Source organism: Pseudomonas sp. IT-P2 (genome assembly GCF_949767575.1).
Taxonomy (GTDB): Bacteria; Pseudomonadota; Gammaproteobacteria; order Pseudomonadales; family Pseudomonadaceae; genus Aquipseudomonas; species Aquipseudomonas pharyngis.
In genome coordinates, this window is the sequence record NZ_CATKQA010000046.1 from 76,006 (window position 1) to 100,750 (window position 24,745).

General features: G+C 59.6%; 22 protein-coding genes. 17 read left to right on the forward strand and 5 right to left on the reverse strand.

Annotation, left to right across the window (positions count from 1 at the left end; all coding sequences use genetic code 11):
- Positions 1-184 precede the first annotated feature (184 nt).
- The 3 genes from ACM6JM_RS24365 (at position 185) to rssC (ending at position 2,860) form a co-directional block, all read left to right on the forward strand.
- Positions 185-874, forward strand: coding sequence for a VacJ family lipoprotein (locus ACM6JM_RS24365; RefSeq protein WP_011335174.1), 690 nt, complete (start codon positions 185-187; stop codon positions 872-874).
- Positions 875-1,196: 322 nt separating this feature from the next.
- Positions 1,197-2,378 carry a two-component system response regulator RssB gene (rssB, locus tag ACM6JM_RS24370; RefSeq protein ID WP_041475374.1) on the forward strand — a complete coding sequence of 394 codons (1,182 nt, stop codon included), beginning with the start codon at positions 1,197-1,199 and terminating at the stop codon, positions 2,376-2,378.
- Entirely contained in the window at positions 2,378-2,860 is a 483-nt protein-coding gene (gene rssC / locus ACM6JM_RS24375) for an anti-sigma factor antagonist RssC (protein ID WP_003226553.1), read from the forward strand. The genes rssB and rssC overlap by 1 nt, the downstream gene beginning before the upstream one ends.
- Before the next feature lie 73 nt (positions 2,861-2,933).
- On the opposite strand, the gene tal is transcribed toward rssC, so the two are convergent.
- Positions 2,934-3,860: a transaldolase gene (tal, locus tag ACM6JM_RS24380; RefSeq protein WP_039772777.1), complete on the reverse strand. Its 927-nt coding sequence runs from the start codon at positions 3,858-3,860 to the stop codon at positions 2,934-2,936.
- A 187-nt stretch (positions 3,861-4,047) separates the two neighbouring features.
- Positions 4,048-4,989 carry a glycosyl hydrolase family 5 gene (locus ACM6JM_RS24385; RefSeq protein ID WP_414882637.1) on the reverse strand — a complete coding sequence of 314 codons (942 nt, stop codon included), beginning with the start codon at positions 4,987-4,989 and terminating at the stop codon, positions 4,048-4,050.
- Positions 4,990-5,279: 290 nt separating this feature from the next.
- On the opposite strand from ACM6JM_RS24385, the gene ACM6JM_RS24390 reads away from it, so the two are divergent.
- The 8 genes from ACM6JM_RS24390 to ACM6JM_RS24425 are packed head-to-tail and all read left to right on the forward strand — an operon-like array spanning position 5,280 to position 14,766.
- Positions 5,280-5,720, forward strand: coding sequence for a low molecular weight protein-tyrosine-phosphatase (locus ACM6JM_RS24390; RefSeq protein WP_414882638.1), 441 nt, complete (start codon positions 5,280-5,282; stop codon positions 5,718-5,720).
- 38 nt (positions 5,721-5,758) lie between these two features.
- On the forward strand, positions 5,759-7,981 hold the full coding sequence (locus tag ACM6JM_RS24395) for a polysaccharide biosynthesis tyrosine autokinase (protein WP_414882639.1): 2,223 nt from the start codon (positions 5,759-5,761) through the stop codon (positions 7,979-7,981).
- Between the two features lie 41 nt (positions 7,982-8,022).
- Positions 8,023-9,099, forward strand: coding sequence for a glycosyltransferase (locus ACM6JM_RS24400; RefSeq protein ID WP_039772773.1), 1,077 nt, complete (start codon positions 8,023-8,025; stop codon positions 9,097-9,099).
- A gap of 14 nt (positions 9,100-9,113) precedes the next feature.
- The gene (locus ACM6JM_RS24405) at positions 9,114-10,226 is read left to right on the forward strand and encodes a polysaccharide pyruvyl transferase family protein (protein ID WP_108562843.1); all 1,113 of its coding nucleotides are present in this window, start codon (positions 9,114-9,116) and stop codon (positions 10,224-10,226) included.
- Positions 10,223-11,455: a phosphoribosylaminoimidazole carboxylase gene (locus ACM6JM_RS24410; RefSeq protein WP_414882640.1), complete on the forward strand. Its 1,233-nt coding sequence runs from the start codon at positions 10,223-10,225 to the stop codon at positions 11,453-11,455. The genes ACM6JM_RS24405 and ACM6JM_RS24410 overlap by 4 nt, the downstream gene beginning before the upstream one ends.
- Positions 11,446-12,549, forward strand: a complete 1,104-nt coding sequence (locus ACM6JM_RS24415; RefSeq protein WP_039772770.1) for a hypothetical protein — start codon at positions 11,446-11,448, stop codon at positions 12,547-12,549. Before ACM6JM_RS24410 ends, ACM6JM_RS24415 begins: the two co-directional genes overlap by 10 nt.
- Positions 12,550-12,561: 12 nt before the next feature.
- Positions 12,562-13,605, forward strand: coding sequence for an acyltransferase family protein (locus tag ACM6JM_RS24420; protein WP_074689227.1), 1,044 nt, complete (start codon positions 12,562-12,564; stop codon positions 13,603-13,605).
- Between the two features lie 12 nt (positions 13,606-13,617).
- On the forward strand, positions 13,618-14,766 hold the full coding sequence (locus ACM6JM_RS24425) for an SGNH/GDSL hydrolase family protein (RefSeq protein WP_210710532.1): 1,149 nt from the start codon (positions 13,618-13,620) through the stop codon (positions 14,764-14,766).
- 3 nt (positions 14,767-14,769) lie between these two features.
- Here the strand turns inward: ACM6JM_RS24425 and ACM6JM_RS24430 are convergent, their stop codons facing one another.
- Entirely contained in the window at positions 14,770-15,177 is a 408-nt protein-coding gene (locus ACM6JM_RS24430) for a mannose-1-phosphate guanylyltransferase (RefSeq protein ID WP_039772767.1), read from the reverse strand.
- Between the two features lie 47 nt (positions 15,178-15,224).
- A complete protein-coding gene (galU, locus tag ACM6JM_RS24435) occupies positions 15,225-16,058 on the reverse strand; it encodes a UTP--glucose-1-phosphate uridylyltransferase GalU (RefSeq protein ID WP_007951629.1) in 834 nt (277 codons plus the stop codon).
- A gap of 379 nt (positions 16,059-16,437) precedes the next feature.
- Between galU and galE the strand changes: the two genes are divergently transcribed.
- The 6 genes from galE (at position 16,438) to ACM6JM_RS24465 (ending at position 22,637) form a co-directional block, all read left to right on the forward strand.
- Complete coding sequence (gene galE, locus ACM6JM_RS24440; protein WP_039772766.1) at positions 16,438-17,454, forward strand: UDP-glucose 4-epimerase GalE; 1,017 nt, start codon at positions 16,438-16,440, stop codon at positions 17,452-17,454.
- 227 nt (positions 17,455-17,681) lie between these two features.
- Complete coding sequence (locus ACM6JM_RS24445; protein WP_003226528.1) at positions 17,682-17,918, forward strand: hypothetical protein; 237 nt, start codon at positions 17,682-17,684, stop codon at positions 17,916-17,918.
- Positions 17,919-18,008: 90 nt separating this feature from the next.
- The gene (locus tag ACM6JM_RS24450) at positions 18,009-19,124 is read left to right on the forward strand and encodes a polysaccharide biosynthesis/export family protein (RefSeq protein ID WP_172829496.1); all 1,116 of its coding nucleotides are present in this window, start codon (positions 18,009-18,011) and stop codon (positions 19,122-19,124) included.
- Between the two features lie 11 nt (positions 19,125-19,135).
- A complete protein-coding gene (locus ACM6JM_RS24455) occupies positions 19,136-19,801 on the forward strand; it encodes a YjbF family lipoprotein (protein WP_414882641.1) in 666 nt (221 codons plus the stop codon).
- Entirely contained in the window at positions 19,798-20,562 is a 765-nt protein-coding gene (locus tag ACM6JM_RS24460; protein ID WP_414882642.1) for a capsule biosynthesis GfcC family protein, read from the forward strand. The genes ACM6JM_RS24455 and ACM6JM_RS24460 overlap by 4 nt, the downstream gene beginning before the upstream one ends.
- Positions 20,559-22,637: a YjbH domain-containing protein gene (locus ACM6JM_RS24465; RefSeq protein WP_414882643.1), complete on the forward strand. Its 2,079-nt coding sequence runs from the start codon at positions 20,559-20,561 to the stop codon at positions 22,635-22,637. The genes ACM6JM_RS24460 and ACM6JM_RS24465 overlap by 4 nt, the downstream gene beginning before the upstream one ends.
- A gap of 373 nt (positions 22,638-23,010) precedes the next feature.
- On the opposite strand, the gene ACM6JM_RS24470 is transcribed toward ACM6JM_RS24465, so the two are convergent.
- Positions 23,011-24,405, reverse strand: a complete 1,395-nt coding sequence (locus tag ACM6JM_RS24470) for an undecaprenyl-phosphate glucose phosphotransferase (protein ID WP_074689221.1) — start codon at positions 24,403-24,405, stop codon at positions 23,011-23,013.
- Positions 24,406-24,745 lie beyond the last annotated feature (340 nt).

Genomic DNA, 24,745 nt, shown 5'->3' on the forward strand with positions numbered 1-24,745 from the left:
GAAAACGTCCCTGAAATAGCGATCAGGCTAAGCGTCAGCGGTGACAGTTACGTGACAGGTGAATGACGAAGCGTCCTACAGAGGGTTTCACCGGGGAACTGCCTAAAGCGCCGTTTCCGTCTTATACTGACGCACTAATCGCCGCGGCCCAGGTGCTGCGTCCGTACTATCCAAGGAGTTTTCTATGCGCTGGAGCCATCCTCTTGCTCAGCTTTGTGTATGTGCCAGCGTAATGCTGGTGCCGTTCGCCGCTCAGGCCGCAACGGAAGAAGATCCTTGGGAAAGCGTCAACCGTCCGATTTTCCAGTTCAACGATTTCGTTGATACCTATGCGCTGAAGCCGCTGGCGCAGGGTTACGAATTTGTTACTCCGCAATTCCTGGAAGACGGCATCCACAACATGTTCCGCAACGTCGGTGATGTCACCAACCTGGCGAACAACATTCTTCAGGCCAAACCGGCCGCCGCTGGCGTCGACACCGCGCGCCTGATCTTCAACACCACGTTCGGCCTGCTCGGATTCTTCGACGTCGGCACCAAAATGGGCCTGAACCGCAGCGACGAAGACTTCGGCCAGACCCTCGGCTACTGGGGCGTCGGCAGCGGTCCTTACGTGATGCTGCCGCTGATGGGCCCGAGCACCCTGCGTGACGCGCCGTCCAAGTACGTCGACAGCTTCACCGGCCCGTATCGCTACATCAACGACGTGCCGGTGCGTAACTCGATTTTCGGCCTGAACATCGTCGACACCCGCGCCAGCCTGTTGTCCAGCGAGAAGCTGATCAGCGGCGACAAGTACACCTTCATCCGCAACGCCTACCTGCAGAACCGCGAGTTCAAGGTCAAGGACGGGCAGGTTGAAGACGATTTCTGATCTCGATTGATCAGTACAAAAGGGCGACCGTGAGGTCGCCTTTTTTGTGGGCGCGTCCAATGATTGGGTTACGGTTGAAGCCGTTCTTATAACTGCGAGTGATTTGACAAACAAAGTCTCCAAGCGACCATCGGCGCATGCTTGAAACGCTCGAAGGATGGGAGTACCGTCTGCGCCTTAGAAGGGCACCTCTGGTGCAACCGTGTGCGGGGCAAACGCTCCGAAGCGGTGCAGCAGAGAGGCTAGAAAGCGAATCCAGTAGTCTGCGCCGGGCCGTTGCCCCGCCTGCTACGCCAACCTAATTCTGGCGCCGTTTGCCCACATGCCAAAAACCAGTGCCACGCTGCTGATAATCGATGATGACGAAGTAGTGCGCGCGAGCCTCGCGGCCTATTTGGAAGACAGTGGTTTCAGCGTCTTGCAGGCCAGTAACGGCCAGCAGGGTCTTCAGGTATTCGAGCAAGACACGCCCGACTTGGTCATCTGCGATCTGCGCATGCCGCAGATGGGCGGTCTCGAACTCATCCGTCAAGTCACTGAGCGGTCACCGCAGACTCCGGTGATCGTGGTCTCGGGCGCCGGCGTGATGAACGACGCGGTCGAGGCCCTGCGCCTGGGCGCGGCGGATTATCTGATCAAGCCTCTCGAAGATCTGGCCGTGCTTGAGCACTCCGTGCGCCGGGCCCTGGATCGTGCGCGTCTGCTGCTGGAAAACCAGCGCTACCGCGAAAAACTGGAAAAGGCCAACCGCGAACTCGAAGCCAGCCTGAACCTGCTCCAGGAAGACCAGAACGCCGGTCGCCAGGTGCAGATGAACATGCTGCCGGAAAGTCCGTGGGCCATCGACGAATTCAGGTTCGCGCACCAGATCATCCCGTCGCTGTACCTGTCGGGTGATTTTGTCGACTACTTCCGGGTCGACGAGCGCCGGGTGGCGTTCTATCTGGCGGACGTGTCCGGTCATGGCGCCTCTTCGGCGTTCGTCACCGTGCTGTTGAAGTTCATGACCACGCGCCTGCTGTTCGAATCCAAGCGCAACGGCACGCTGCCGGAATTCAAGCCTTCGGAAGTCCTCGGTCATATCAACCGGGGGCTGATCAGTTGTAAGCTGGGTAAACACGTCACAATGGTCGGTGGAGTCATCGACGAGGAGACCGGTTTGTTGACCTATAGCATCGGCGGCCATCTGCCGTTGCCTGTGTTGTACACGCCTGACAGTGTTCGCTACCTCGAGGGGCGCGGTCTGCCGGTGGGGCTTTTCAATGAGGCCACCTACGAAGACCACGTGCTCGAGCTGCCACCGACGTTCAGCCTGACGCTGATGTCTGATGGCATTCTGGATCTTTTGCCAGAGCCCACACTCAAAGAGAAAGAAGCCGCTTTACCGCAAAAGGTGAAGTCGGCGGGCGGCAGCCTGGATGGTCTGCGGCAGGTTTTTGGATTGGCCACGCTAGGGGAGATGCCGGATGATATCGCCCTGTTGGTGTTGAGCAGGAATCTTTGATGAGTACCGGTAGAATCCAGTTCGCCGAGCAGGACGGCACCTTCGTCCTGAAGTTCGTCGGTGAAGTTCGCCTGACCCTGTGTTCGGCGTTGGATGCGACTATTGAAAAAATCTTCACCGCGCTGAATTTCAACGCGATCGTGATCGATTTGACCGAAACCCGCAGCATCGACAGCACCACCTTGGGCCTGCTGGCCAAGCTGTCGATCCTGTCGCGGCAGAAGGTCGGCCTGCTGCCGACCGTGGTCACCACCCACGAGGACATCACCCGTCTGCTGCAGTCGATGGGTTTCGAGCAGGTGTTCAATATCGTCAACCATCCCGTGCCGTGCCCGGAATGCCTTGATGACCTGCCGGATCAGGACCAGTCGGAAGAGGTGGTGCGGATCAAGGTGCTCGAAGCGCACAAGATCCTCATGGGCCTGAACGACTCCAACCGCGAAGCCTTCCATGACCTGGTGAATGCCCTCGAACGGCACTGATCAGCCAGGCCGCGAGGCACAAAAAAGGGCGAACCTGTGAGGGTTCGCCCTTTTTGCGTTTGCGCTTGGCCGATTACAGCTTGGCTTGCAGCAGCGCCTCGAGTTTTTCCTGGTCGCGGGCAAACTGACGTATGCCTTCGGCCAGTTTTTCGGTGGCCATCGCGTCTTCGTTGGACAACCAGCGGAACTGCGCTTCGTTGAGGCTCAGGCGCGCTTCGCCAGCATGGCCCGGAGCGAGTTTGCGTTCCAGCTTGCCGGTGTCGGCCGCCAGTTTCTCGATCAGGTCCGGACTGATGGTCAGGCGGTCGCAGCCGGCCAGTTGCTCGATCTGACTCAGATTGCGGAAGCTCGCGCCCATGACCACGGTCTTGTAGTCATTGGCCTTGTAGTAGTTGTAGATGCGCGTCACGGACTGCACGCCCGGATCGTCGGCACCGGTGTAGTCGTTGCCGTTGGCCTTCTTGTACCAGTCGTAGATGCGGCCCACGAACGGCGAGATCAGGAATACGCCGGCATCGGCGCAGGCAGCGGCCTGAGCGAAGGAGAACAGCAGGGTCAGGTTGGTCTGGATGCCTTCCTTCTCGAGGATCTCGGCAGCGCGGATGCCTTCCCAGGTCGAGGCGATCTTGATCAGTACGCGGTCACGGCCAACGCCGGCCTTGTCGTACAGCTCGATCAGGCGGTGGGCCCGTTTGAGCACTGCGTCCTTGTCGAACGACAGGCGTGCATCCACTTCAGTGGAAATACGGCCCGGGATCACTTTGAGGATTTCCTGGCCGACCGCGACGCCGAAACGGTCGCTGGCCAGGCCGACATCGCCCTTGCAGTCGCCGACGCTGGCGTTCAGCAGTTCGGCGTAGGCCGGAATCGCCGCTGCCTTGAGCAGCAGGGAAGGGTTGGTGGTGGCGTCGACCGGTTTGACCCGGGCAATCGCTTCGAAGTCGCCGGTGTCGGCCACGACGGTGGTGAACTGTTTGAGTTGTTCCAGCTTGGAAGTCATGAGCGTGCTCTGTCCTATGGGTCTGGTGACATTACCCGAGCGCCGACAGCCACTCAAGGGCATGTCGGCGTATCGAGCGCCCCGGCGGCAACAACCTGAAAACGGCTGTTTGAAAGGCGGGGCGCGTATCGATCAATACGATGCCAAAAAGGACCACAGGTTCAAAGCAACTGACCCGCTGTACGGCTTAATCGGCGTTCAAATGAGTCGAGACCGCCGTCTGTGCCGGTTTCGGCTGGCCGTCGGAGGTCAGCAGGCCGAAATTCTTCTCCCGGTCGTTACTGCCCGACTCGCTGTTCTTCCATTCGTAAATCGATGTCAGCGGGATGTTGAGTTTTTTAACATCGGCGATGAACGCAGCGATTTTACTGGCTTGCCCTTCCGGCCCGCCGTTGGAAGCGAGCGCCGAGACGCCCCATTCACTGATAACGCCCGGCAGACGGAAGTTTTGCTGGATGAAGGTCTGCGCGTTACTGATCTGCGTCGCGGTCATGCCGTAGGGGTGATAGGAAATGGCGTCCAGGCACTCAGGATAAGTGCCGAGGATGCTGTTGAGGGCCACGGTCGAGGCGGAGCCGGCTGTCGGCGGACGGGCAAAACCGAAGCCCACCAAAGGCGTCGATTGCGGTTTGCCCTGCAGCGTCTTGCACATGGCCGTCATGAACGGCACGAAGGTGTTTTTGAAGTCTCCAGTGGGCCAGTAGGTGTCGAGGTCCGGCTCATTCCAGATTTCGATCCCCACCAGTTGCGCGCTCCAGGCTTGCTCAAGCCCGCTCACCGCGTTGGCAAAGGCTTCACCGGCGGTGGTCAGGTCACCGGTCAACGGTTTGGTGGCGCGAACGGTCATCAAGACCGGCAACCCGGCGGACCGCGCCGTCGCAAACGCATCGCTGATCTGTTTCTGGTAGGCCTTACCGCCGAGGCTGTCGCTCCAGACGCCGAAGCGCACAAAGCTGAATCCGGCCGCTTTGATCTGCTCGGCGTCCGCCGGGGTGAAGTTCTGGATCTTGACCTGAACGCCAATGGTTCGGGTGGGCAATGACGGGAACAGCGTACTGGCGTGAACCTGTGCGGTAGCACTGAGCATCAACAGGGTGGCACCAAGATGTTTGAGATGTGCTGATTTCATGTCGGCTCTCCTGATGAGAATGACATCTAGCGAAGGGTTATCTCGTTACACAGGTTTCGAGGGCAATATGGATGCTAAGTGCACGAATGTTATTTTTTGTCGGAAAACTTTCGCCTGAAAATCACAGTTATTTTTAGTCCGGTAATTCTGGTTGGGGGACTTTTAGAGGCCGTGGTACTTAATGCATCGGTATTAAGGGTGAATCTATTTCCGAGTGAAGGAAGGTCTTGCGGGTTCATTCGAATTTGCAAGGCATGTTGGCCGATTGACATTACACGGGAAAGTAAACCTTGTTCAAAAAGATTCTTGTCGTTTGCGTAGGCAATATCTGCCGAAGTCCGACAGCGGAACTTCTGTTGCGCAATGCACTGACACCCTCGGCGATCAGCGTGACCTCCGCAGGCCTGTCTGCACGGGTCGGCGAAGGCATGGAGTCGACCGCGCGCCAGGTGCTGGAAGAGCGCGGCCACAGTGCCGAAGGGTTCAAGGCGCGGCAACTGACAGCGGACATCGTCAATGAATCAGACCTGATTCTGGTGATGGAAAAACAACATGTTAATCAAGTACTGAAGATTGCCTCTCACGCCAGGGGCAAAGTGTTTCTGCTGGGCAAGTGGCAGAGCGAACGAGAAATACAGGACCCGTATCGTCAGGGGCAGGCCGCTTTTATTCATGCCCATGCATTGATTGAAGATGCTGTTAGCTCATGGACGCAACGCCTGGCGCGTTGATGAATATTCTTCAGTTCAGTGAATGGTAAGAAAGACTTATGCAGTTACCGTCAGTAATCGGCACCCGCGACAACGATCAAGACAGTATTGATCTTCTCGGCATCTTCGGCAGCCTGATCGATCAGAAATGGTTGATCGGTGCGTTCACCGGCGCGTTCATGATGACCGGTGTCGCCTATGCGATTTTGGCCACGCCGGTGTATCTGGCCAACGCGCTGGTGCAGGTCGAACCGAAAAAGAACGACATGCTCGGTTTTTCCGACCTCAACAGCATGCTCGGCGGGCAATCGCCGTCGGTGACCGAAATCGGCATCATCAAATCCCGCGCGGTGATCGGCAAGACAGTTGATGATCTGCGCCTGGACATCGACGTCACCCCCAACACCTTCCCGCTGATCGGCGGCTTTCTTTCCCGGCGCTATCGCGGTGAGACCGAACTCAGCGTCGCGCCGCCGCGTTTCGGCCTGAGCAGCTACGCCTGGGGCGGTGAACGCCTGGAGTTTGCCAAGCTCAATCTGCCCAAGGAACTGCTGGGCAAGAAACTCACCCTGATTGCCGGCGAACAACATCGCTTTCAGCTGTTGGACGACAACGACAACCTGCTGGTCGAAGGCGTGGCGGGCGAAGCCTTCTCGCAGGACGGCGTAGAAGGGCAGGTCGCGCAACTGTTGGCCAACCCCGGGACCCGTTTCGAAGTGGTGCGCTACCCACGAATCGTGACCATTCAGGGTTATCAGGACGCGCTGGACATCTCCGAGCAAGGCAAGGAATCGGGGATCATCCGTCTGGCCCTGGCCAGCAGCGACGCCGCCGAAGCGGTGAAGATCCTCAACAAGATCGCTTCGCTGTACGTCGATCAGAACGTGCGCCGCACCTCGGCCGAAGCGGCGCAGAGCCTGGCCTTCCTGCAAAGCCAGTTGCCGCAGGTCAAACGCGATCTGGCCAAGGCCAGCGATGCGCTCAACGCCTATCAGACCCACGGCAAGACCGTGAACATCTCCATGGAAACCCAATCGGTGCTCGGCCAGTCCGTGGCGCTCGAAACGCGGATTTCCGAGCTGAAACTGCAACAGGCGGAGATGGATCGCAAGTTCACCAAACAGCACCCGGCCTACCGCGCGCTGATGACCCAGATTGGCGAATTGACCCAGCAACAGCGCTCGCTGGAAGGCAAGGTTCAGGACCTGCCAGCCACGCAGCAGGAACTGCTCAACCTGACCCGCGATGTCGAAGTCGCCTCGCAGATCTACACCCAGTTGCTGAACAAATCCCAGGAGCTGGACATCATCCGCGCCGGTGCAGTGGGTAACGTGCGTCTGGTGGATACGGCGGACGTCGACCTGACCAGCCCGGTCAAACCGAAAAAAGCCCTGATCGTGTTGATCGCCACCTTCCTCGGCGCCTTCGTCGGCGTGGCGCTGGTGCTGTTGCGCAAATCCCTGAGCAAGGGCCTGGAAGGGCCGGAAGCCATCGAGCAGCTCGGCTTGCCGGTCTACGCGTCGATTCCCTACAGCGCCCTGCAACAGGAAGAGGACAGCAAAAAAGTCCGGGCCAAAGTCGCGGCGGACACGCCGGCGTACCTGCTGGCCCTGCGCAACCCTACGGACCTGTCCATCGAATCGATCCGTAGCCTGCGCACCTGCCTGCACTTCGCCGCACTGGATTCGACCAACAACCGCATCATGATTTCCGGCCCGAGCCCGCAGGTCGGCAAGACCTTCGTCTCTTCCAACCTCGCAGCGGTCATGGCCCAGAGCGGGCAGCGCGTGGTGCTGATCGACGCCGACATGCGCAAGGGGCATCTGCACAAAACGCTGAACACGCCGATCACCAACGGTTTGTCCGATCTGCTGGTCAAGCGCTGCACCCTCGAACAGGCGATCAACAAGGTCGAAGTCGACAACCTGCACTTCATCAGCCGTGGCCAGGTTCCACCGAACCCTTCCGAGCTGTTGATGCACGCCAATTTCCGCGACCTGCTGGCGCAACTCAGCGAGCGCTATGACGTGGTGATCATCGACACGCCACCGCTGCTGGCGGTGACCGATGCGGCGATTGTCGGTCGCGAAGCCGGCATCAGCCTGATCGTCGCGCGGTTCGGGGTGAACCCGGCCAAGGAAATCGAAATGACGATCCGGCGTTTCGCCCAGAACGGTATCGAGTTGAAAGGCGCGGTGTTCAACGGCGTCGAGAAGCGCGCGGCCAGCTATTACGGCAACGGCAGCTATTACAACTACGAATACGCGTCCGACCAGTCCTGAAATTCAGCGACGGTCCTTACAGGCATGAAAGTGGGTGAGTTGTGAAAAAAATACTGCACGTGGCGGAAACGATCAAAGGTGGGGTGGCGACGGTCATCCGCACGATTTCGGCGGCTCCCGAAGACGGGCGCTATGAGCTGGTGTATCTGGTCCCGCTCGACCAGAAGAAAGAACTGCACGGCATCGATCCACAGCAGATCCGCACCTTCGCCCGAAGCGGGCGGAACGTGCCGTCGCTGCTGCGCTTTGCCTGGCAACTGGCGCGAGTCCTGCTCAAGGAAAAACCCGATGTGGTGCATCTGCACAGCACCTTTTCCGGGGTGATCGGCCGTTGCGTGTGCGTGCTCCTGCGGCCGTGGCGCAAGCCGAAAATCGTCTACTGCCCCCATGCGTTCTCGTTCCTGATGGAAAGCTCGCCGATCAAGCAGAAACTCTATGCGGGGATCGAACGGGTGCTGCAGAAGGTCACGGACACGATCATCTGCGTCAGCCAGTTCGAGCTGGACAAGGCCGCGAAGTTTGGCATCGAGCGCAAGCGCATGACGCTGATCTACAACGGCATCGATCACAAGCATGAAGAACGCAAGGCCAACGATCCGGCACCGATTCATCTGCTGTTCGTCGGTCGCCTCGACTACCAGAAAGGCTTCGACGTATTGCTCAAGGCTTACAGCGAAGCAAAGCGCAGCGACCTGAAACTGACGGTGGTGGGCAGTGCAGTGAACGAGGACGTGGTCGAATGTCCGCCGCTGGACGGGGTGGAATACCTACCCTGGGTGACCCCAACCGAAGTGCACGCGCTGTATCAGAAAGCCGATGCGCTGATCGTCCCGAGCCGCTGGGAAGGTTTTGCCATGGTGCCGCTGGAAGGCATGGCGCTGGGCCTGCCGGTGATTGCCAGCGACTGCACGTCGTTGCCCGAACTGGTCACCCATGGTGTGTCCGGTTACGTGTTCCCCGCCGGTGACCACCAGGCGCTGGCCGATCGCCTGAAGAAAATCCAGAAGCCTGCGTTGTCGGCCCTCGGCATCGAAGGTCGGCGCATCGTCCGCGAGCGTTTCAGCGCCGCGTTGATGATCCGCCAGACCTACGACGTGTATTCCGCTCCCTCTTATTAAGTAGAACTCCGCTCATGAACGTAACGATTTTGCATGGCTACAGTGCCTCCAATTCCGGCGATGGTCTGCTGGTCGATCTGGCTATCGCGCTGGTGCAGCGCAACTTTGGCGAAGACGCCGCGATCAGTGTCGTGGCGTCCGATCCGGACTCTTTCAAGTACCTGCCGCACCCGCGTTTCAACGCGCCGGTGATGGCGGCCAAGGGCCTGGGCCGGGTCAAAGAAGCGGTGTTCCTCAATCAGTCCTACGCGGGGCTGGCGGATCTGTTGAAGAAAACCGATCTGATCGTCGGCGTTGGCGGCGGCTACATGCGCTCGAAGAGCGCCTTCGAGCACATCAAGCTGAAACTCGGCCACGCCAAGCAGCTGGAAACCGCAATCCTCAGCAAAGTGCCGTCGGTGTACCTGCCGCAAAGCATCGGGCCGTTCCACGGCGACAGCGACAAGATCGTCGGCCACTACGCCAGCGCCGACGCGGTGTTCGTGCGCGATAACCGGTCCTCGGCGCTGTTCGATGCTTGTGAAAATGTCTACCGCGCGCCGGACCTCGCGGTGCAGGCCCTGGCCGGCAAGATCCTTCAGCAACCCAAGTTCACCCGCTGCGCCTCGACGCCGGCCACGGTGTGCGTAGTGCTGCGCAAGCCACCGGCGTGGAGCAAGGAGAAGAAACTCGCCTACGTGGCCAACCTGAAGGTGCTGCTGCAGCGTTTGAAGAACAAAAGCAAAGTGGTCTGCGCCGTACAGAGCGCCGTGCGTGGTAACGATGACGGCGCGTTTTACCGCGAGCTGGGCATCACCGAAGACCTGTTGCCGCTGAAGGCCACGCTGGCCAAATACCAACCGGACCTGGTGATTTCCGTACGCCTGCACGGCGCGATCGAATCACTGCTCTCGGGTGTGCCGGCGTACCACATCAGCTACGAACGCAAAGGCTTCGGCGCTTATCAGGACATGGGCGTCGAAGACTGGGTGATCAACGGCGGCGATATCAATGTCGACACCATCATCGACACGGTTTACGCACCGGACGCGCTGTCGAATTTCGGCAAGCGCCTGACCGACACCTGCCGCGAGATCGAGGCGAAAACCGTGGCCATGGACGACATCATCAAGGGCGTCATTCGATGATATTCCGGCTGTTGCTGCGCGGCGGAGCACTGGGCGCGAAGTTCTTGCTGGTGCTCGCCATCACCCATTACCTCGGTTACGAGGCGCTGGGTTTTTACGGCGTGGTGGTCGCGGCGTCGTTGATCGCGTCGAAGTTCTACAGCGTCGGTTTCAGTTCCGAGATCAACCGGCTGATCAGCGTGGGCGGCAGTTCGCGCCGGGTCGTGGACAAGGTGCTGCTGCTGTACCTGGCCGTAGGGCTGGCGTTGTCGGTGCTGACGGTGGTGATCTATTCGCTGTTCCAGTCGGTGCAAGCGACTACCGCGCTGATCGCCTGCGTGACGCTGGTACTGCTCACCGAACACCTGTCGTTCGAGATCAACTCGTTCGTGTTTTCCGCGCAGAAAGCCACGGCGGGTGCGCTGCTGTTCTTCATCAAGACCGGGCTCTGGGCGCTGCTGGCCGTGGGCGGCATGGCACTCGGCTGGGTGTCCGCAATCGCCAGCGTGCTGTGGCTGTGGGTCATCGCCAACGTGCTGGTGATCGTCGCCGGTTACCTGATCGTGGTGAATGTTCATCGTGGGCGGGAAGAGGGGACGCTGGCCACTGCCGCAGTGTGGAAAGCCGGGTTGCCGTTTTATCTCGGCACTGGCCTGATCGCCCTGAGTCAGTACGCCGAACGCTTTCTGATCATCGACCTCGAACCTTACGCCAGCCTCGGTAAATACGTGTACGCGTGGTCGGCGGCCAACACCTTGCAGGCTTTGTCTTACGCGGTGGTGGCGGTGGTCGGCATTCCGCTGCTCGCCAAGCGTTATCAGGCCGATCAGCAACCGTTCACGGTCCGGCAGTTGTTCGTGAACAAGTGGGTCGCGCGTTCGCTGGTGGTGTCGGCGGCGGTCGCAGTGGGCATTTATCTGTTCTTCAACGTGGTGCTCGATTACGTCGCCACCAGCGTTCCGCGTCCGGACAACGGCATCCTCGGCGTGCTGATTTTCTCCTTCGCCCTGCGTGCCATTGGCGACATCGTCTGGGGCGGGTTGATCGCTTCGAAAAACAGCCGGGTGTCCCTGGCCAGCGCGGCCATTTGTCTGTTGGTTTCAGTGCCAGTCAGTTACCTGCTGATCAAGCATTATTCGATCTACGGCGCGGCCTGGGGCAACGTCTTCGCGATCATCGTGCAGCTTGCCGTGATCGCGCTGCTGACTCGTGCCACGCTGGCGAAAAAGGCTGTCGTGTCATGGGCCTGAAACTGCCGTGCATCGAGTTTCGTGGTCGCCGTCTCGATTCGTCGCTGTCGTTCCTGATCCTGTTCACCGGGCTGTTTCTGTCCGTGGCCATGCCGCTCTTGGTGCCGCGCGATCCGGGCCCGGATGCGATGACCCTGTGGTCGTCCTATGCCCGGGCCGACAACTGTAATTTCTGGAACCCGTTCTCGCCGGATCGCTCGTCCTACGAGTGTTCGGCATTCCTGCTGCGGCCCACCGGGATCAACCTGACCAACGCCTGGGCCTACGGGATGTTCTGCAACTTTTTCCTCACGGCGATTCCCGTGGTGGTGTTCCGGCGCATGCCGCTGACCATCTTCGGAACCCTGTGCCTGTGGGGCATCGTACGTTCGTTTTTTCTGGAAAACCTGACCAAGGAAATCATCGTGTCGGTGGCGGTGTTGAGCATTCTGTTCAGCTCGCTGACGCGCAAATATCGCGGCGGATTTTTCCTTTCGGCGGTGATCTACGGCGTGCTGATCCGGCCTTACTGGATTCTGTTTTCGCTGTCCTGGGTCGGCGTCTGCGTGATGAAGAAATACGTCTCGCGCACCACCTTCTTCCTGATGCTGTTCCTGTTCTATCTCGCGGTCGCCATGGCGATCCAGCTGGCGCTGGGCTTTCCGGTGTCGTCGATTCGCGCCAGCAACAACGAACTGCGCACGGCGGGCGAAGAGGGGTCCAAATCGCTGATCGTCTCGTGGCTCAGCGGCAGCGATTTCGTCTCGCAGGCCCTGGACTCGATGATCATTTTCTTCCGCTTGTCGTTTCCCGTTGAGCTGATCCTGCTGTCCGGGCCGGGCCAGGTGATCTTCGTGGCGTTGATGATCATGACCGCGCTGCTGCTGTTCAAAGTCATCACCTCGACCGATTACAAGGGCGCACCGATCCAGACCAAACCCAAGGAACTGATCGCGATTCCACTGGCGTTTCTATTGGTTCAGGGCTTGTTCGAGCCGGACTTCGGTTCGTTCGCCCGGCACTTTTCGATGGTGGTGCCGGTGCTGTTCGTGGGCCTGGGGTTGATGCTGCGGGCGAACAAACCGGCGAAGGTTGAATCAAGAATTCTGAATTGAGGCGGGTGCTTTATGTCGAGCAAGAAAAAGTCCCTGGAGATCGAAACCCTGCGTGGCCTGGCGTGCCTGTTGCTGGTGCTCTATCACGTGATCGGGCCGTTGGGCGGTGGTTTGAAAATCGACATCGGCTCGCCGTTCCGGGTGATCGCCGATTCGATGGTGTACGTGCGGATGCCGCTGTTCACCTTCATCTCCGGCTACATCTATTCCCTCTACAAGATTCGCGGTAATGACTTTTCCGCGTTCTTCAGCGGCAAGGTGCGGCGCCTGATCGTGCCGCTGTTTTGCGTCGGTGTGCCGTTCTCGGTGTTGCAGGCGGTGGGGCCGGGCGTGAACAAGGACGTCAGCGTGATGGATGCGCTGTTGTCGTTCTACGTGCCGATCAACCACTTCTGGTTTCTGCAGGCGGTGTTCATCATTTTCATGTTCGTCGGCCTGCTGGAGTGGCGCGGTTTGTTGCGTACACCGACGCGCCTGTACCTGTTGTTCGCCTTCGCGGCGGCGGTGTTCCTGTTGCCGCCGTTTCCCGTGGATGCGTTCGGCATCAACGGGGCGATTTATCTGCTGCCGTTCTTCGTGGCGGGCATGATCGGCCAGGAGAAAGTCAGCGAGCTGAAGCAGACGTTCAAGGTGATCGGCCCGCTGGTATTTGTGCTGATCTCGCTGACGCTGCTGTATGTGGCGGCGGTGGATCGCGAGCTGATTGTCGACCGCCGCAGCTTGATCGGCCTGACGGTGGGCTGCGTATCCTGCATCGCGTTACTGTCGAGTGACATGCGCTCGAAGACGTTGACCTGGCTTGGCGGTTACTCCTACGCAATTTTCCTCTTTCACGTATTGTTCGCCGCTACGTCGCGTTCGATCCTCGGCCGCCTGGGTGTGAAGGACGAAAGCGTGCTGGTGTTCTGCGGTTTGACGTGTGGCTTGCTCGGGCCTGTGGTGTTGTCGATGATTTTCAGCCGCTTCAACTTCACCTCCGTGCTGTTCCTCGGCGAACGTGCCGCGACCAAAAAGAAGCCGGCGGCGACCATTGCCCCGGTGGCGCAGATTCGATGAAGGAAGCGATTCATGCTGGCTGTTGATGATGTGCCGCCGATGGCGGCGTCGGTGGTGCAGGTCGGCGACGCTCGCGAGCGGTTTGGCCAGTGGCGCGAAGGCAAGGCCGGCAAGGTGTTATCGATCTCGGTGATCGGCGACAGCTACAGCGCGGGGCAGGACTTCTACCTGAACAAACTGGTGCAACGGGTGGCCGGGGAGGTCGGGTTTGCCGGGCCGGGTTATGTCGGTTTCAACCACGGCGCAGCGCTCGGCGGCACGCACTTCAAGTACACCCGCAGCAGCGAAAAATACTTCGGCGGCGACTGGCAGGTCTCCGGCCTCGGCCAGGCCAGCCCCGATAGCCGCACGGTGACCGGTCACCCCGGCGCCTGGCTGCAAGTCGAGGCCAGTCCGACGCCTGCCATCAACACCGCAGTCACTCAGGCGAATCTGCTCTACCTCGGCAACGGCGAGTCCAGTGAGTTGCGTTATCGCTGGTCACCCTCCGCCGACTGGCAGCCGTTGAAACTCGCGGGCGAGGGCGTACAGGAAGTCCCGCTGTCCGGCACATCGGCAGCGACCGATTGGGCCTTAAGGCTGGAAGTGGTGAAAGGCGCGCCGACCCTGTTCGGCCTGTGGCTGAGCAACGATCAGAACGGGGTTCGGGTGTCGAAACTGGCGGCGTCCGGCGCGGCATCCGCTGATTTCTACCACGACGATGCCCGCTGGCAGGCGCAGTGGAAAGCTGTGGTATCGAAGATTCCCGCAGACATTTACCTGATCATGCTCGGTGGCAACGATCAGGGTTTTGGCGTGAAGCCCGAGCAGTATCTGCATAACGTTCAGGGGCTGGTCGGCATGCTCCGCGAGATTCAACCGGCGGCAAGCATCAACCTGATCCTGCGTCAGGACACTACCCGCTCCAGCGCCTATCCGATGTCGGCTTATGCGCAGGTCATCGAGCCCTGGGCCCGTGAGCAGCGTCTGGGTTATGCCAATCTGCAATGTGCGTTCGGCACCGACGTCAAACGCTACGCGGCGGCCATGATCGGGCCGGACAAGATTCATCCGGTGCCGGCCACGGGCGGGCGGGTGATTGCCGATTACTTCTATCGTTGGGTCGTGGGCGGACAGCAAAAAGTCTCGCCACAGGATAGCTGTGGCGAGACTTCGAAGTAGCCGTCAGTTGTCGAACAGATCCAGATGGCTCAGCAGCTCTGCGGTTTTCTGCGGCATCAACTGCGTCACGCAACGGGTTTCCACATTGACAATGATCGCCGGGTCGTTGCAGCAGATCCGCACCCGAAAACGCCAGTCGCTGAAGATCATCTTCAGGCCGTCGCGGTCATCGACCTCCAGCGCCTGCTCGCCGTAGATCCGTTTCAGGTGGGCGAGCAGAGGATAGGGATCGCGCATCGGTCGGCGTATGTCCCCGGACGAGGGAAACACGCCGAGACGGTCGACCAGCAGCAGGGTGCCCAGCCACGGGCCATTGGCGCTGGGCAATGGCTGATGGCGGGATAACCAGCTCATCACCCCGAGGTTGTCCACCTCACGTTCAATCTCTGCGGAATGTTGTGCAATGTTCATGGTTGCCTCGTTGGATGTGCGTGCCGCAATGAATCAGTGGGGGCCGCTCAGCGGCCCTTCAGGTAAACGTTGTCGTAGCAGAAGTTGGTCGCCTGCAGGTAACCCTCGGCGTCGCCGCAGTCGAAGCGCAGCCCCTTGAATTTGTAGGCCAGCACGCAACCGTTCTGCGCCTGTTTCATCAGGGCGTCGGTGATCTGGATTTCGCCGCCCTTGCCCGGCTCGGTGTCGGCGATCAGGTCGAAGATGTCCGGCGTGAGGATGTAGCGGCCGATGATCGCCAGGTTCGACGGTGCGTCTTGCGGGGCCGGTTTTTCCACCATGTGGTTGACCCGGTAGATGCCCTCGGAAATCGCTTCGCCGGCGATCACGCCGTACTTGTGGGTCTGGTCGCGCGGCACTTCCTGGATGGCGACGATCGAGCAGCGGAATTTCTTGTACAGCTCGATCATCTGCGTCAGTACGCCGTCGCCTTCGAGGTTCAGGCACAGGTCGTCCGCGAGAACCACAGCGAAGGGTTCGTCACCGATCAACGGGCGGCCGCTGAGAATCGCGTGGCCCAGGCCTTTCATTTCCACCTGACGGGTGTAGGAGAAGGTGCAGGTGTCGATCAGCTCGCGAGTACCGGCCAGGAACTTCTCTTTCTCGGTGCCGCGAATCTGGTGTTCGAGTTCGTAGCTGATGTCGAAGTGGTCTTCCAGTGCGCGCTTGCCCCGGCCGGTGACGATGGCCATGTGTTGCAGGCCGGCGTCCCGTGCTTCTTCAACGGCGTATTCGATCAACGGCTTGTTGACGATCGGCAGCATTTCCTTGGGCATGGCTTTGGTGGCCGGCAAGAAACGCGTGCCATAACCGGCAGCGGGGAACAAACATTTACGGATCATAAAAGTTTCCTGGTCATTCATGGCGCACTGCCATCGTTTATTGCAATAACGAAGGTTGCAAGTTATTGAAGCTGTACTTTAATACCTGACTCGGGAGATGAGTGGCAAATAGCAATGAGTGTAAAACACGACAATGTTATGAGATGTCGGTTTGACAGTTATTGGTTATTTTTAGTCGGCATCCGTTGATAGTGATGAATGCGCGGGAGTGCTAATAAGTACCAGGCAATACAGTTTGGCTTGTAAAAATATTTATAGCCAGTGATTGAACTGTTTTTGTTTCTGGTTGTTGTCGCGCGGTTTGTGTGAATCAAGACACACATTAAACAAACAGCGCTTGACACGCGAGTTGGCACTTTTCCCACTTATGGACCGCGCTATGAAGATTCTGGTAACGGGTGGCGCCGGCTATATCGGCTCGCACACCACACTTGCACTACTTGAAGCAGGTTATGAAGTTGTAGTTCTGGATAATCTTTGCAACAGCAGCGACGCCGCCTTGCACGCGGTAGAAGCCATTTGCGGCAAAAGTGCGCTGATGATTCGCGGGGATGTCTGTGACCGGGCCCTGCTGGACCGGATTTTCCAGCAGCACGCCATCGATGCCGTACTGCATTTCGCCGGGCTCAAGGCTGTCGGCGAGAGCGTGCGCAAGCCGCTCGAATACTACGAAACCAACGTCAGCGGCAGCATCACGCTGTGCCAGGCAATGGCAGCGGCGGGGGTGTTCCGGCTGGTGTTCAGCTCGTCCGCCACGGTCTACGGCGAGCCGGCGCAGATGCCGATCCGCGAGGATTTCCCGACCGGCACTCCGACCAATCCCTACGGCCAGTCCAAGCTGATCGTCGAGAACGTGCTGCGCGACCTGTGCCAGTCCGAACCGCGCTGGAGCATCGCGCTGCTGCGCTACTTCAACCCGATCGGCGCGCATCACAGCGGCCAGATGGGCGAAGACCCCAACGGCATTCCCAACAATCTGGTGCCTTACATCAGCCAGGTGGCGGTCGGCAGTCTGAAGGAGTTGTCGATCTTCGGCGACGATTACCCGACAGTCGACGGCACCGGCGTGCGTGATTACATCCACGTCGTCGACCTGGCGGACGGGCACCTGAAAGCCCTGCAAACCATCGCCGACCGTACCGGCATTCATACCTGGAACCTCGGCACCGGCGACGGCTACAGTGTGTTGCAGGTGCTGCGGGCCTTCGAGCAGGCCTGCGGGCAGCCGGTGCCTTACCGGGTAATGCCACGGCGTTCCGGGGACATTGCCGAGAGCTGGGCCGACGCCTCCAAGGCCGCCAAGGAACTCGGCTGGAAAGCCACACGCAACTTGCAGGACATGGTCACCGACACCTGGCGCTGGCAATCGAATCATCCCCGGGGTTATCAGGGATGATGGCGTTTTAGTGCAATGTTAGTTTCAGTCAGGTTGTTAGATATCGTCGGGAAATTAGACTGGCAATGCCTTTTGCAAGTCCGTAGATATAAACCTGCCGTTCGACTTTTATCAGTTGCGTAAGACTGTGAAAGAACAACGGATCTTGTTCGCGCTTTTTGCGACTTGAACTCTACCACCTCTAACCAACACCCGATGTTCAGGTGCGATGTTAGAAAGGAGTTGATATGAAGAAAGTGATGGCGATCGCCCTGTTGACGATGTTGAGCAACTGGGCCTCCGCAGCTGAAGCGCCGCTTACAGCAGTGACCAATGTATCTGGCAGTGTTGCGGCTTCTACAGCGCCTGCTGCCAGTACTGCCATGGTCGCCAGTGCTGTAGCGGCGTCCAACAGTGGTGGAAGTGCCAACGGCGGTACAACGGGTACCACCGGTACCACGGGTACAACCGGCACGCACAACTAACTGAAGTATCTGTTGGTGCAGTACAGGGTCGCCCGACGAAAGTCGGGTGACTTTGTTTTTGGATTCGCCCTTGAATAGCGTAGTGCCATTATGACCCGTCGTTTTTCTCTTTTATTGTTGGCAAGTATCGCTTTGCAAGGTTGCATGTTCTCCCCCGGCCAGTACCTGAGCACCAGTAGCATCACGCGCCAGGGCGCCAGCGAAAGCAGCCGGGTCGAGCTCATTCCGATCACCCCCAAGCTCATCGCCATGAACCGCGCCACGTACAAACGTGAGTCGGTGCCGGCGGAGTTGTTGGCGACCCCGGCCGAATACCGCATCGGCAGCAACGATGTGCTGTACATCACGGTCTGGGATCACCCCGAGCTGACCGCCCCTTCGGGTGCGCAACAGCAGATCGATGCCAACGGTCGTCTGGTGCGTTCCGACGGCACGTTGTATTACCCGTACATCAAAGAAGTCCAGGCCGCCGGCAAAACCATCCAGCAACTGCGTTCGGACATCGAGCAACGCCTCTCGGCGTTCATTGCCGAGCCGCAAGTGGATGTCGCGGTGCTGCGTTTCGCCAGCCAGAAAGTCGTGGTCTCGGGCGCTGTAACCAAGGCTGGCCCCCAGGCGATTTCGACCAACCCGCTGAGCGTGGTCGAAGCCCTCGGCTCGGCCGGTGTCGATACCAACAATGCCGACTTGTCGGGGCTGATGCTGACGCGCAACGGGCGGGTCTATCCGCTCAATCTCGATGCGCTCAATCAGCAGGATTCCGAATTGCAGAACGTCTACCTCAAGGGGGGCGATCAGCTGTATCTGCCGTACAACGACAACAAGCGCATCTACGTGATGGGCGAGGTCAACCAGCCCCGTGCGCTGAGTTTCAAGACCGCCACCATGAACCTGTCCGACGTGCTCGGATCGGTCGGCGGCTTGAGCCAGACCACCTCCAACGGCAACGCCGTGTATGTGATTCGCGGGGTGGAAAACCTCGATGTCGAGCCGGCGAAAATCTATCAGCTGGAAGCCGAATCGCCGACCGCCATGGCGCTCGCCTCGCACTTCGAAGTGCGGCCCCAGGACGTGGTCTACGTCGGGCCTGCCAACGTGACTCGCTGGAATCGCCTGATCAGCCAGTTGGTGCCGTCGGCATCGATTGTCGGGACCGGGGCTTCCGCTGCGAAGAACTGGAGCGAATACAGTAACAACAGCAAATAAGGCCGCCGACTGTGAAAACGTTGAAAGTGGGCGTGTGCCTGATGGCGGCCGTGTTGCTCAGTGGCTGCAATCCGCTGATGAGCGCTTCGTTGAACAACCTCAAATCCGCCGTCATCGGGCCGGATGAACTGGACGTGTCGGCGGAGCAGGTCGCGGGGGTCAAGTATCCCCAACTCAAACTGACCACGCCGTCCGGCTCCGGGGTGCTGGCGCTGGTGCGCGAGCGCGAGGACCTGCAGTTCTGGGTCGCCTCCGGCAAGCAGGTGCTGCTGATGCGCGACGGCCTGGCCATGCGCACTGTGGGCCTGGGTGTGGAGGGCGATCTGGACGGCACGCGTCTGTCCGATGACTCGCCGTTCAAACAGGGCCTGCATCGCATCACCGACGGCTACACCAGCCGCCGCTGGATCGACCTCTACAAGGGCCAGGAAGTCGGGATCATCATCAACAGCCGCTTCTCCCGAAAATCCCTGGAAACCCTCGACATTCTCGACAAGGAATACTCCGTGCTGCGCGTCGATGAGCAGATTGACGCGCCGGCCATCGGCCTGCGCGCGACCAACCGTTACTGGGTCGATCCGGTGGACGGTTTCATTGTGCAGAGTGAACAGCAACTGACCTCGCAGTTGCGGGTCAGGATCGTGCAGCTGACCCCTGACCGCAGGCATGTCCCGTGAAGCGGCTAAGAGCGCTCTCGGCGTGCCTGATGTTGCTTGCCGGTGCCAGCGAGGCCGCGGTCATCGTCAGCGGTGATGTCGCCAACCCGGGCCCGATCGAATTGCCGGCGGGCGGACGTTTGCGCGATGTGATCGGCGAGGCCGTGCCGAATGCCGAAGGCTACTGGCTGGCGGGCGTCCTGTTGCGTCAGTCATTGCTGGAAGAACAGACGCGGCTGAAGGTCGGCGTGCTGTTCGATCTGGACGTGCTGCAGCGCATGGCGATGCTGTTCGACAAACCGAGTCGAGCGGCGCTGGCACAGCGCCTGGCCGAGCAGGTCCGGCAGATGCCGGTGACCGGGCGGCAGATCGCCGATCTCGATCCGGTGGCGGTGGAAGTCGGTTTCGCCCGCAACATCCGCCTCGACGATGGTGATCAACTGATCTACCCGAAACGGGTCGACGAGGTCGAAGTGCTGGGCGCGGTCGCCGAGCCGTGCCGTTTGCCTTATCAGCCGTTGCAGGAAGCCCGCGAATACCTGCAGGGCTGCACGTTGCTGACGGCGGACACCGATGCCGATTACCTGTGGCTGATCCAGCCCAACGGCGAATCGCGGCGGGTCGGCATCGCCCACTGGAACCGCGAGAGCGGGCAGATGCCCGTGGCCGGCAGCAAGATTCTGGTGCCGGTGAAAAACGATGATCTGGATCCGCCTGTCCCTGAACTGAATCAGCAGTTGGCCGAATTGATTGCCACGCAGTTGGCTGAGGTGGTTCGTTGAATTTGCGTTTTGCAGCTGTGTTGTTATTGCCGTGTGGCCTGGTGCATGCCGAGCCACGGATTACCCAGAATGACTTCGGCGGCGTCGGTCTGTTGCAGACCCCGACCGCGCGCATGTCGCCCGCCGGTGAGTTGAGCGTCAACGCCAACCGCACCGAACCGTACAGCCGATACAGCGTTTCGTTGCAGCCGCTCGACTGGCTGGAAGGTTCGTTTCGCTACACCGCCATCACCAACCGTCCGTACGGTTCCGAAGCGCTGAGCGGCAGCCAGAGCTATAAGGACAAGGCGGTCGACGCCAAGGTCCGGCTGTGGCAGGAAAGCCACTGGGCGCCGGAAGTGGCGCTGGGCTTTCGAGACATCGGCGGTACCGGTCTGTTTGCCAGTGAATTCTTCGTGGCCAACAAGCGCTGGGACAATTTCGATTTCAGCGCCGGCATCGCCTGGGGTTACATCGGTAATCGTGGCGATGTCGACAACCCGTTGGGTTCGATCAGTGACCGCTTCAACACCCGCCCGGATCTGGAAGGCACCGGTGACGTCAACGCCGGCTCGTACTTCCGCGGCAAGCCGTCGTTTTTCGGCGGCGTGAGTTACCAGACGCCCTGGGACCGCCTCAGCCTGAAACTCGAATACGAAGGCAACGACTACAAGCACGAGCCCAAGGACAACATCATCAAGCAGGACTCGCCGATCAACCTCGGCGCGGTGTTCAAGGTGACCGATTCCGTCGATCTGAGTGCGGCCTGGGAGCGCGGCAACACGGCGATGTTCGGCATCACGTTCCACACCAATTTCGTCAGTCGCAAGGCCCCGGCCAAGACCTTCGACCCACCGGCCGAACCGCTGCCGGCGAAGGCGCCAACCGCGACCATGGAAGAGGTCAACTGGGCTGACGTGTCGCGCCGCTTGCAGCAGAACGCCGGCTACAAGGTCGAGCGCATCACTCAGCGCGATTCCGAACTGATCGTGTACGGCGAGCAGCAGCGTTATTTCCATTCGCCCAAGGCCGTCGGCCGCGCGAGCCGGATTCTCGACAACAGCGTCAACGACGACATCGACTGGTTCACTGTGGTCAACAAGCGTTACGACCTGCCGCTGGAAGAAACCAGCGTGCCCCGGCAGACCTTCCGCGAAGTGCTCAACAACGAGGAACCGCTGGAGTCGCTGCACCGCACCACCGAGATCAACCCGGCAATGCCGCGCAACGAGAAAACCCTCTACACCGAAGCGCCGCAGCGCTTCAATTACGGCGTCGGCCTGGGCTTCAAACAGAACGTCGGCGGCCCCGATGGTTTGCTCTATCAGTTCACGGCGGATCTGGATGCCGAGTACCGCTTCAACCGCAACACCTGGTGGAACGGTCTGCTCAGTCAGAACCTGATCAACAACTTCGACAAATTCACCTACGACGCGCCCAGCGGCCTGCCGCGTGTGCGCACCGACTTGCGTCAGTACCTGACCACGTCGGACACCACCATGCCGCTGTTCCAGGTCAGTCATGCCGAGCAACTGGACAAGGATTTGTACGGCATGGTCTACGGCGGTTATCTGGAATCGATGTTCGCCGGGGTCGGGGGCGAGGTGCTGTTTCGTCCGACCGGCAAGCGCTGGTCGATTGGTGCGGACCTGAACTACGTGCGTCAGCGTGAATTCGACCAGGGTTTCGGCCTGCGTGATTACTCGGTCTGGACCGGCCACATCACTGGCTACACCGACCTGCCGTTCGACACGCTGGCCGCGGTCAGCGTCGGGCGTTACCTGGCGGGCGACTTTGGCGGCACGGTGGATATCTCCCGCGAGTTCTTCAACGGCGTACGCTTTGGCGCCTGGGCGACCATCACCACCGCCGGCAGCGCCGAGTATGGCGAGGGTAGTTTCGACAAGGGGCTATACCTGTCGATCCCGTTCGACGAAATGATGAGCATGTCGACCATGCGCCGCGCCAACCTGGTGTGGGCACCGCTGACCCGTGACGGTGGCGCACGGCTCAATCGCAGCTTCCAGCTGCATTCGATGACGGACAGCCGTGAAGGGGACATGTTCTACCGGAACTTCGGGAAGATTACCGAGTAAGTTTGGGGGGAGCGGAGAATTAAAGCGGGAGCCTGATGGCTCCCGTTTTTGTTTGTGGTGAAGGGGGATCTTGATGCAGCCGTGATTGCTGTGGGAGCTGGTGTGTTGCGGGTGGTTGGCAGGTTCAAATCTGGTGTTGAATGATCCGGCGCTTTCGCGGGCAAGCCCACTCCCACAAGGATCGGGGAATGCTGAAGATTACGGCATCACCCAAAAACCTGTGGGAGCGGGGCTTGCCCGCGAAGGCGTCCGCTCAGCCGACATCAGAGCATCTGTCACTCCTCGGTTTCAGAACCCCGACCAACCCCAAACCCCGCCCACAAAAAAGGGGACTTTCGTCCCCTTGCGGTGTTGCTTTCTCAAGCCCTGCGTCTCAGTAAATATCCTTCGACAACAGGGTGAACGGCGTCTTCACCAGAATTTTCAGATCCAGCCACAGCGACCAGTTGTTGATGTACTTCAGGTCGATCTCAACACGCTTTTCCATCTTGTCGAGGGTGTCTGTCTCACCCCGGCAACCGCTGATCTGCGCCAGGCCAGTGATACCCGGTTTGATTCGGTGGCGGGCCATGTAGGCGAGGATCTTGCCCGAGTAGTAGTTGTTGTGCGCCACGGCGTGCGGACGTGGGCCGACCAGTGCCATGTGCCCTTGCAGCACGTTGAACAGTTGCGGCAGCTCATCCAGCGAAGTGCGACGGATGAAGCGACCGACCGCGGTAATGCGCGAATCGTTGCGGCTGGCCTGCTTGACGTCACGGTCATCGTGAACGCGCATCGAGCGGAATTTCCAGACCTTGATCACCTTGCCGTTCCAGCCGTGGCGATCCTGCTTGAAGAACACCGGGCCCGGCGAGTTGAGTTTCACCGCCAGGGCCACGGCCAGAAGCACCGGGCTCAACAGGATGATCGCCAGCAGGGCGACGGCTTTCTCCACCAGACTCTTGCTCAGCGCAGCGGTCGGGCGGCTGGTTAGCGGGCTTTCGTTGAGGTAGATCGCCGGCAGACCGTCCACGACTTTCACCGAGTGATTGAGCAGCGTCAGGCTGTTCAGGTCCGGCACCCAGACCACGTCAACGTTGGCATCCAGCAAGTCCACATACATCGCCTCGATCTTGGCGGCTTCCGACAGCGGCAGCGTGATGTACAAGCGGCGGATGTCGTGGGTCTGGATCAGCTCGAGCAGTTCGTCCTGAGCGCCGACAACGCGCGGGGCGTCCGCTTCCAGCGACGGGGTATCGCCGTTGCTGACCAGACCAACCAGCGGCAGGTTTTCATGCTGGCTCAGCTTCTTCGCCAGACCCAGCGCCAGTTCGCCGGTGCCGACGATCAGGGTCTTGTGTTCGCTTTTGCGCGAACGCTGGTAGAACTTCGAGAACGCATGCAGCGGTGCGTACAACAGCGCCTGACCGAGGAAACCGTACACCGCCCACTCAAGGATGACCTGGCGGGAAAACAGCGCATCGGCCTTGCAGATGAAGGCGATGAACGCCAGCCCGGCCATGGTCATGAACCAGCCCATGAACAGTCGACCCAGCCCGGTCAGGTAATTGTCTCGCTTTCGATACGCGCCGCTGAAGGTATAAGCCGGCACCGAGGCCAGTACGGCCAGGATCGTGCACATCCGATAGTAGAACTCGACGGTGCCCGTGTGCTGTTCGGCCAGTATGAACAACAGGGAAACAATGAAACTCTGTGCCAGCGCCCATTGGCCCCAAAAGGTCAGTCCCTTGAGGCCGGTGTTTCGATTGATACGAAGAGAAAGATCCATACGATATCCCCAAAAGACGTCCGTTCAGGTTTCGACAGTAGAAAACCGAGTTGTTAAGCAGACTTGTTATTGTTGTTTGAGTCAGTGTCCTGAGGTAACAACGCCGGAATGCGGAACTGTCGTCAGTCAATAGACTAAGTTATTGCCGGGGATGCTGTCTGACGAGTTCTAACAAGATGGCACAGTGCCAACTTATTTAAATTTCCAATATTCAAACGTTAGAAAAGGTCGAAAGGCAGGGGGTGAATAATCAATATTGTGTTTGCTATCGTAGGTGGGGTCAGGAGGCGGGTATAACCAGGGAGGGGTGAAACCAAACAGAGTGCTTTTTTATTTTTGT

Coding starts and splice junctions, on each gene's coding strand:
- ACM6JM_RS24365 (WP_011335174.1), top strand. CDS start 185: ATGCGCTGGAGCCATCCTCTTGCTCAGCTTTGTGTATGTGCCAGCGTA.
- rssB (WP_041475374.1), top strand. CDS start 1,197: ATGCCAAAAACCAGTGCCACGCTGCTGATAATCGATGATGACGAAGTA.
- rssC (WP_003226553.1), top strand. CDS start 2,378: ATGAGTACCGGTAGAATCCAGTTCGCCGAGCAGGACGGCACCTTCGTC.
- tal (WP_039772777.1), bottom strand. CDS start 3,860: ATGACTTCCAAGCTGGAACAACTCAAACAGTTCACCACCGTCGTGGCC.
- ACM6JM_RS24385 (WP_414882637.1), bottom strand. CDS start 4,989: ATGAAATCAGCACATCTCAAACATCTTGGTGCCACCCTGTTGATGCTC.
- ACM6JM_RS24395 (WP_414882639.1), top strand. CDS start 5,759: ATGCAGTTACCGTCAGTAATCGGCACCCGCGACAACGATCAAGACAGT.
- ACM6JM_RS24405 (WP_108562843.1), top strand. CDS start 9,114: ATGAACGTAACGATTTTGCATGGCTACAGTGCCTCCAATTCCGGCGAT.
- ACM6JM_RS24410 (WP_414882640.1), top strand. CDS start 10,223: ATGATATTCCGGCTGTTGCTGCGCGGCGGAGCACTGGGCGCGAAGTTC.
- ACM6JM_RS24415 (WP_039772770.1), top strand. CDS start 11,446: ATGGGCCTGAAACTGCCGTGCATCGAGTTTCGTGGTCGCCGTCTCGAT.
- ACM6JM_RS24420 (WP_074689227.1), top strand. CDS start 12,562: ATGTCGAGCAAGAAAAAGTCCCTGGAGATCGAAACCCTGCGTGGCCTG.
- ACM6JM_RS24425 (WP_210710532.1), top strand. CDS start 13,618: ATGCTGGCTGTTGATGATGTGCCGCCGATGGCGGCGTCGGTGGTGCAG.
- ACM6JM_RS24430 (WP_039772767.1), bottom strand. CDS start 15,177: ATGAACATTGCACAACATTCCGCAGAGATTGAACGTGAGGTGGACAAC.
- galU (WP_007951629.1), bottom strand. CDS start 16,058: ATGATCCGTAAATGTTTGTTCCCCGCTGCCGGTTATGGCACGCGTTTC.
- galE (WP_039772766.1), top strand. CDS start 16,438: ATGAAGATTCTGGTAACGGGTGGCGCCGGCTATATCGGCTCGCACACC.
- ACM6JM_RS24445 (WP_003226528.1), top strand. CDS start 17,682: ATGAAGAAAGTGATGGCGATCGCCCTGTTGACGATGTTGAGCAACTGG.
- ACM6JM_RS24450 (WP_172829496.1), top strand. CDS start 18,009: ATGACCCGTCGTTTTTCTCTTTTATTGTTGGCAAGTATCGCTTTGCAA.
- ACM6JM_RS24470 (WP_074689221.1), bottom strand. CDS start 24,405: ATGGATCTTTCTCTTCGTATCAATCGAAACACCGGCCTCAAGGGACTG.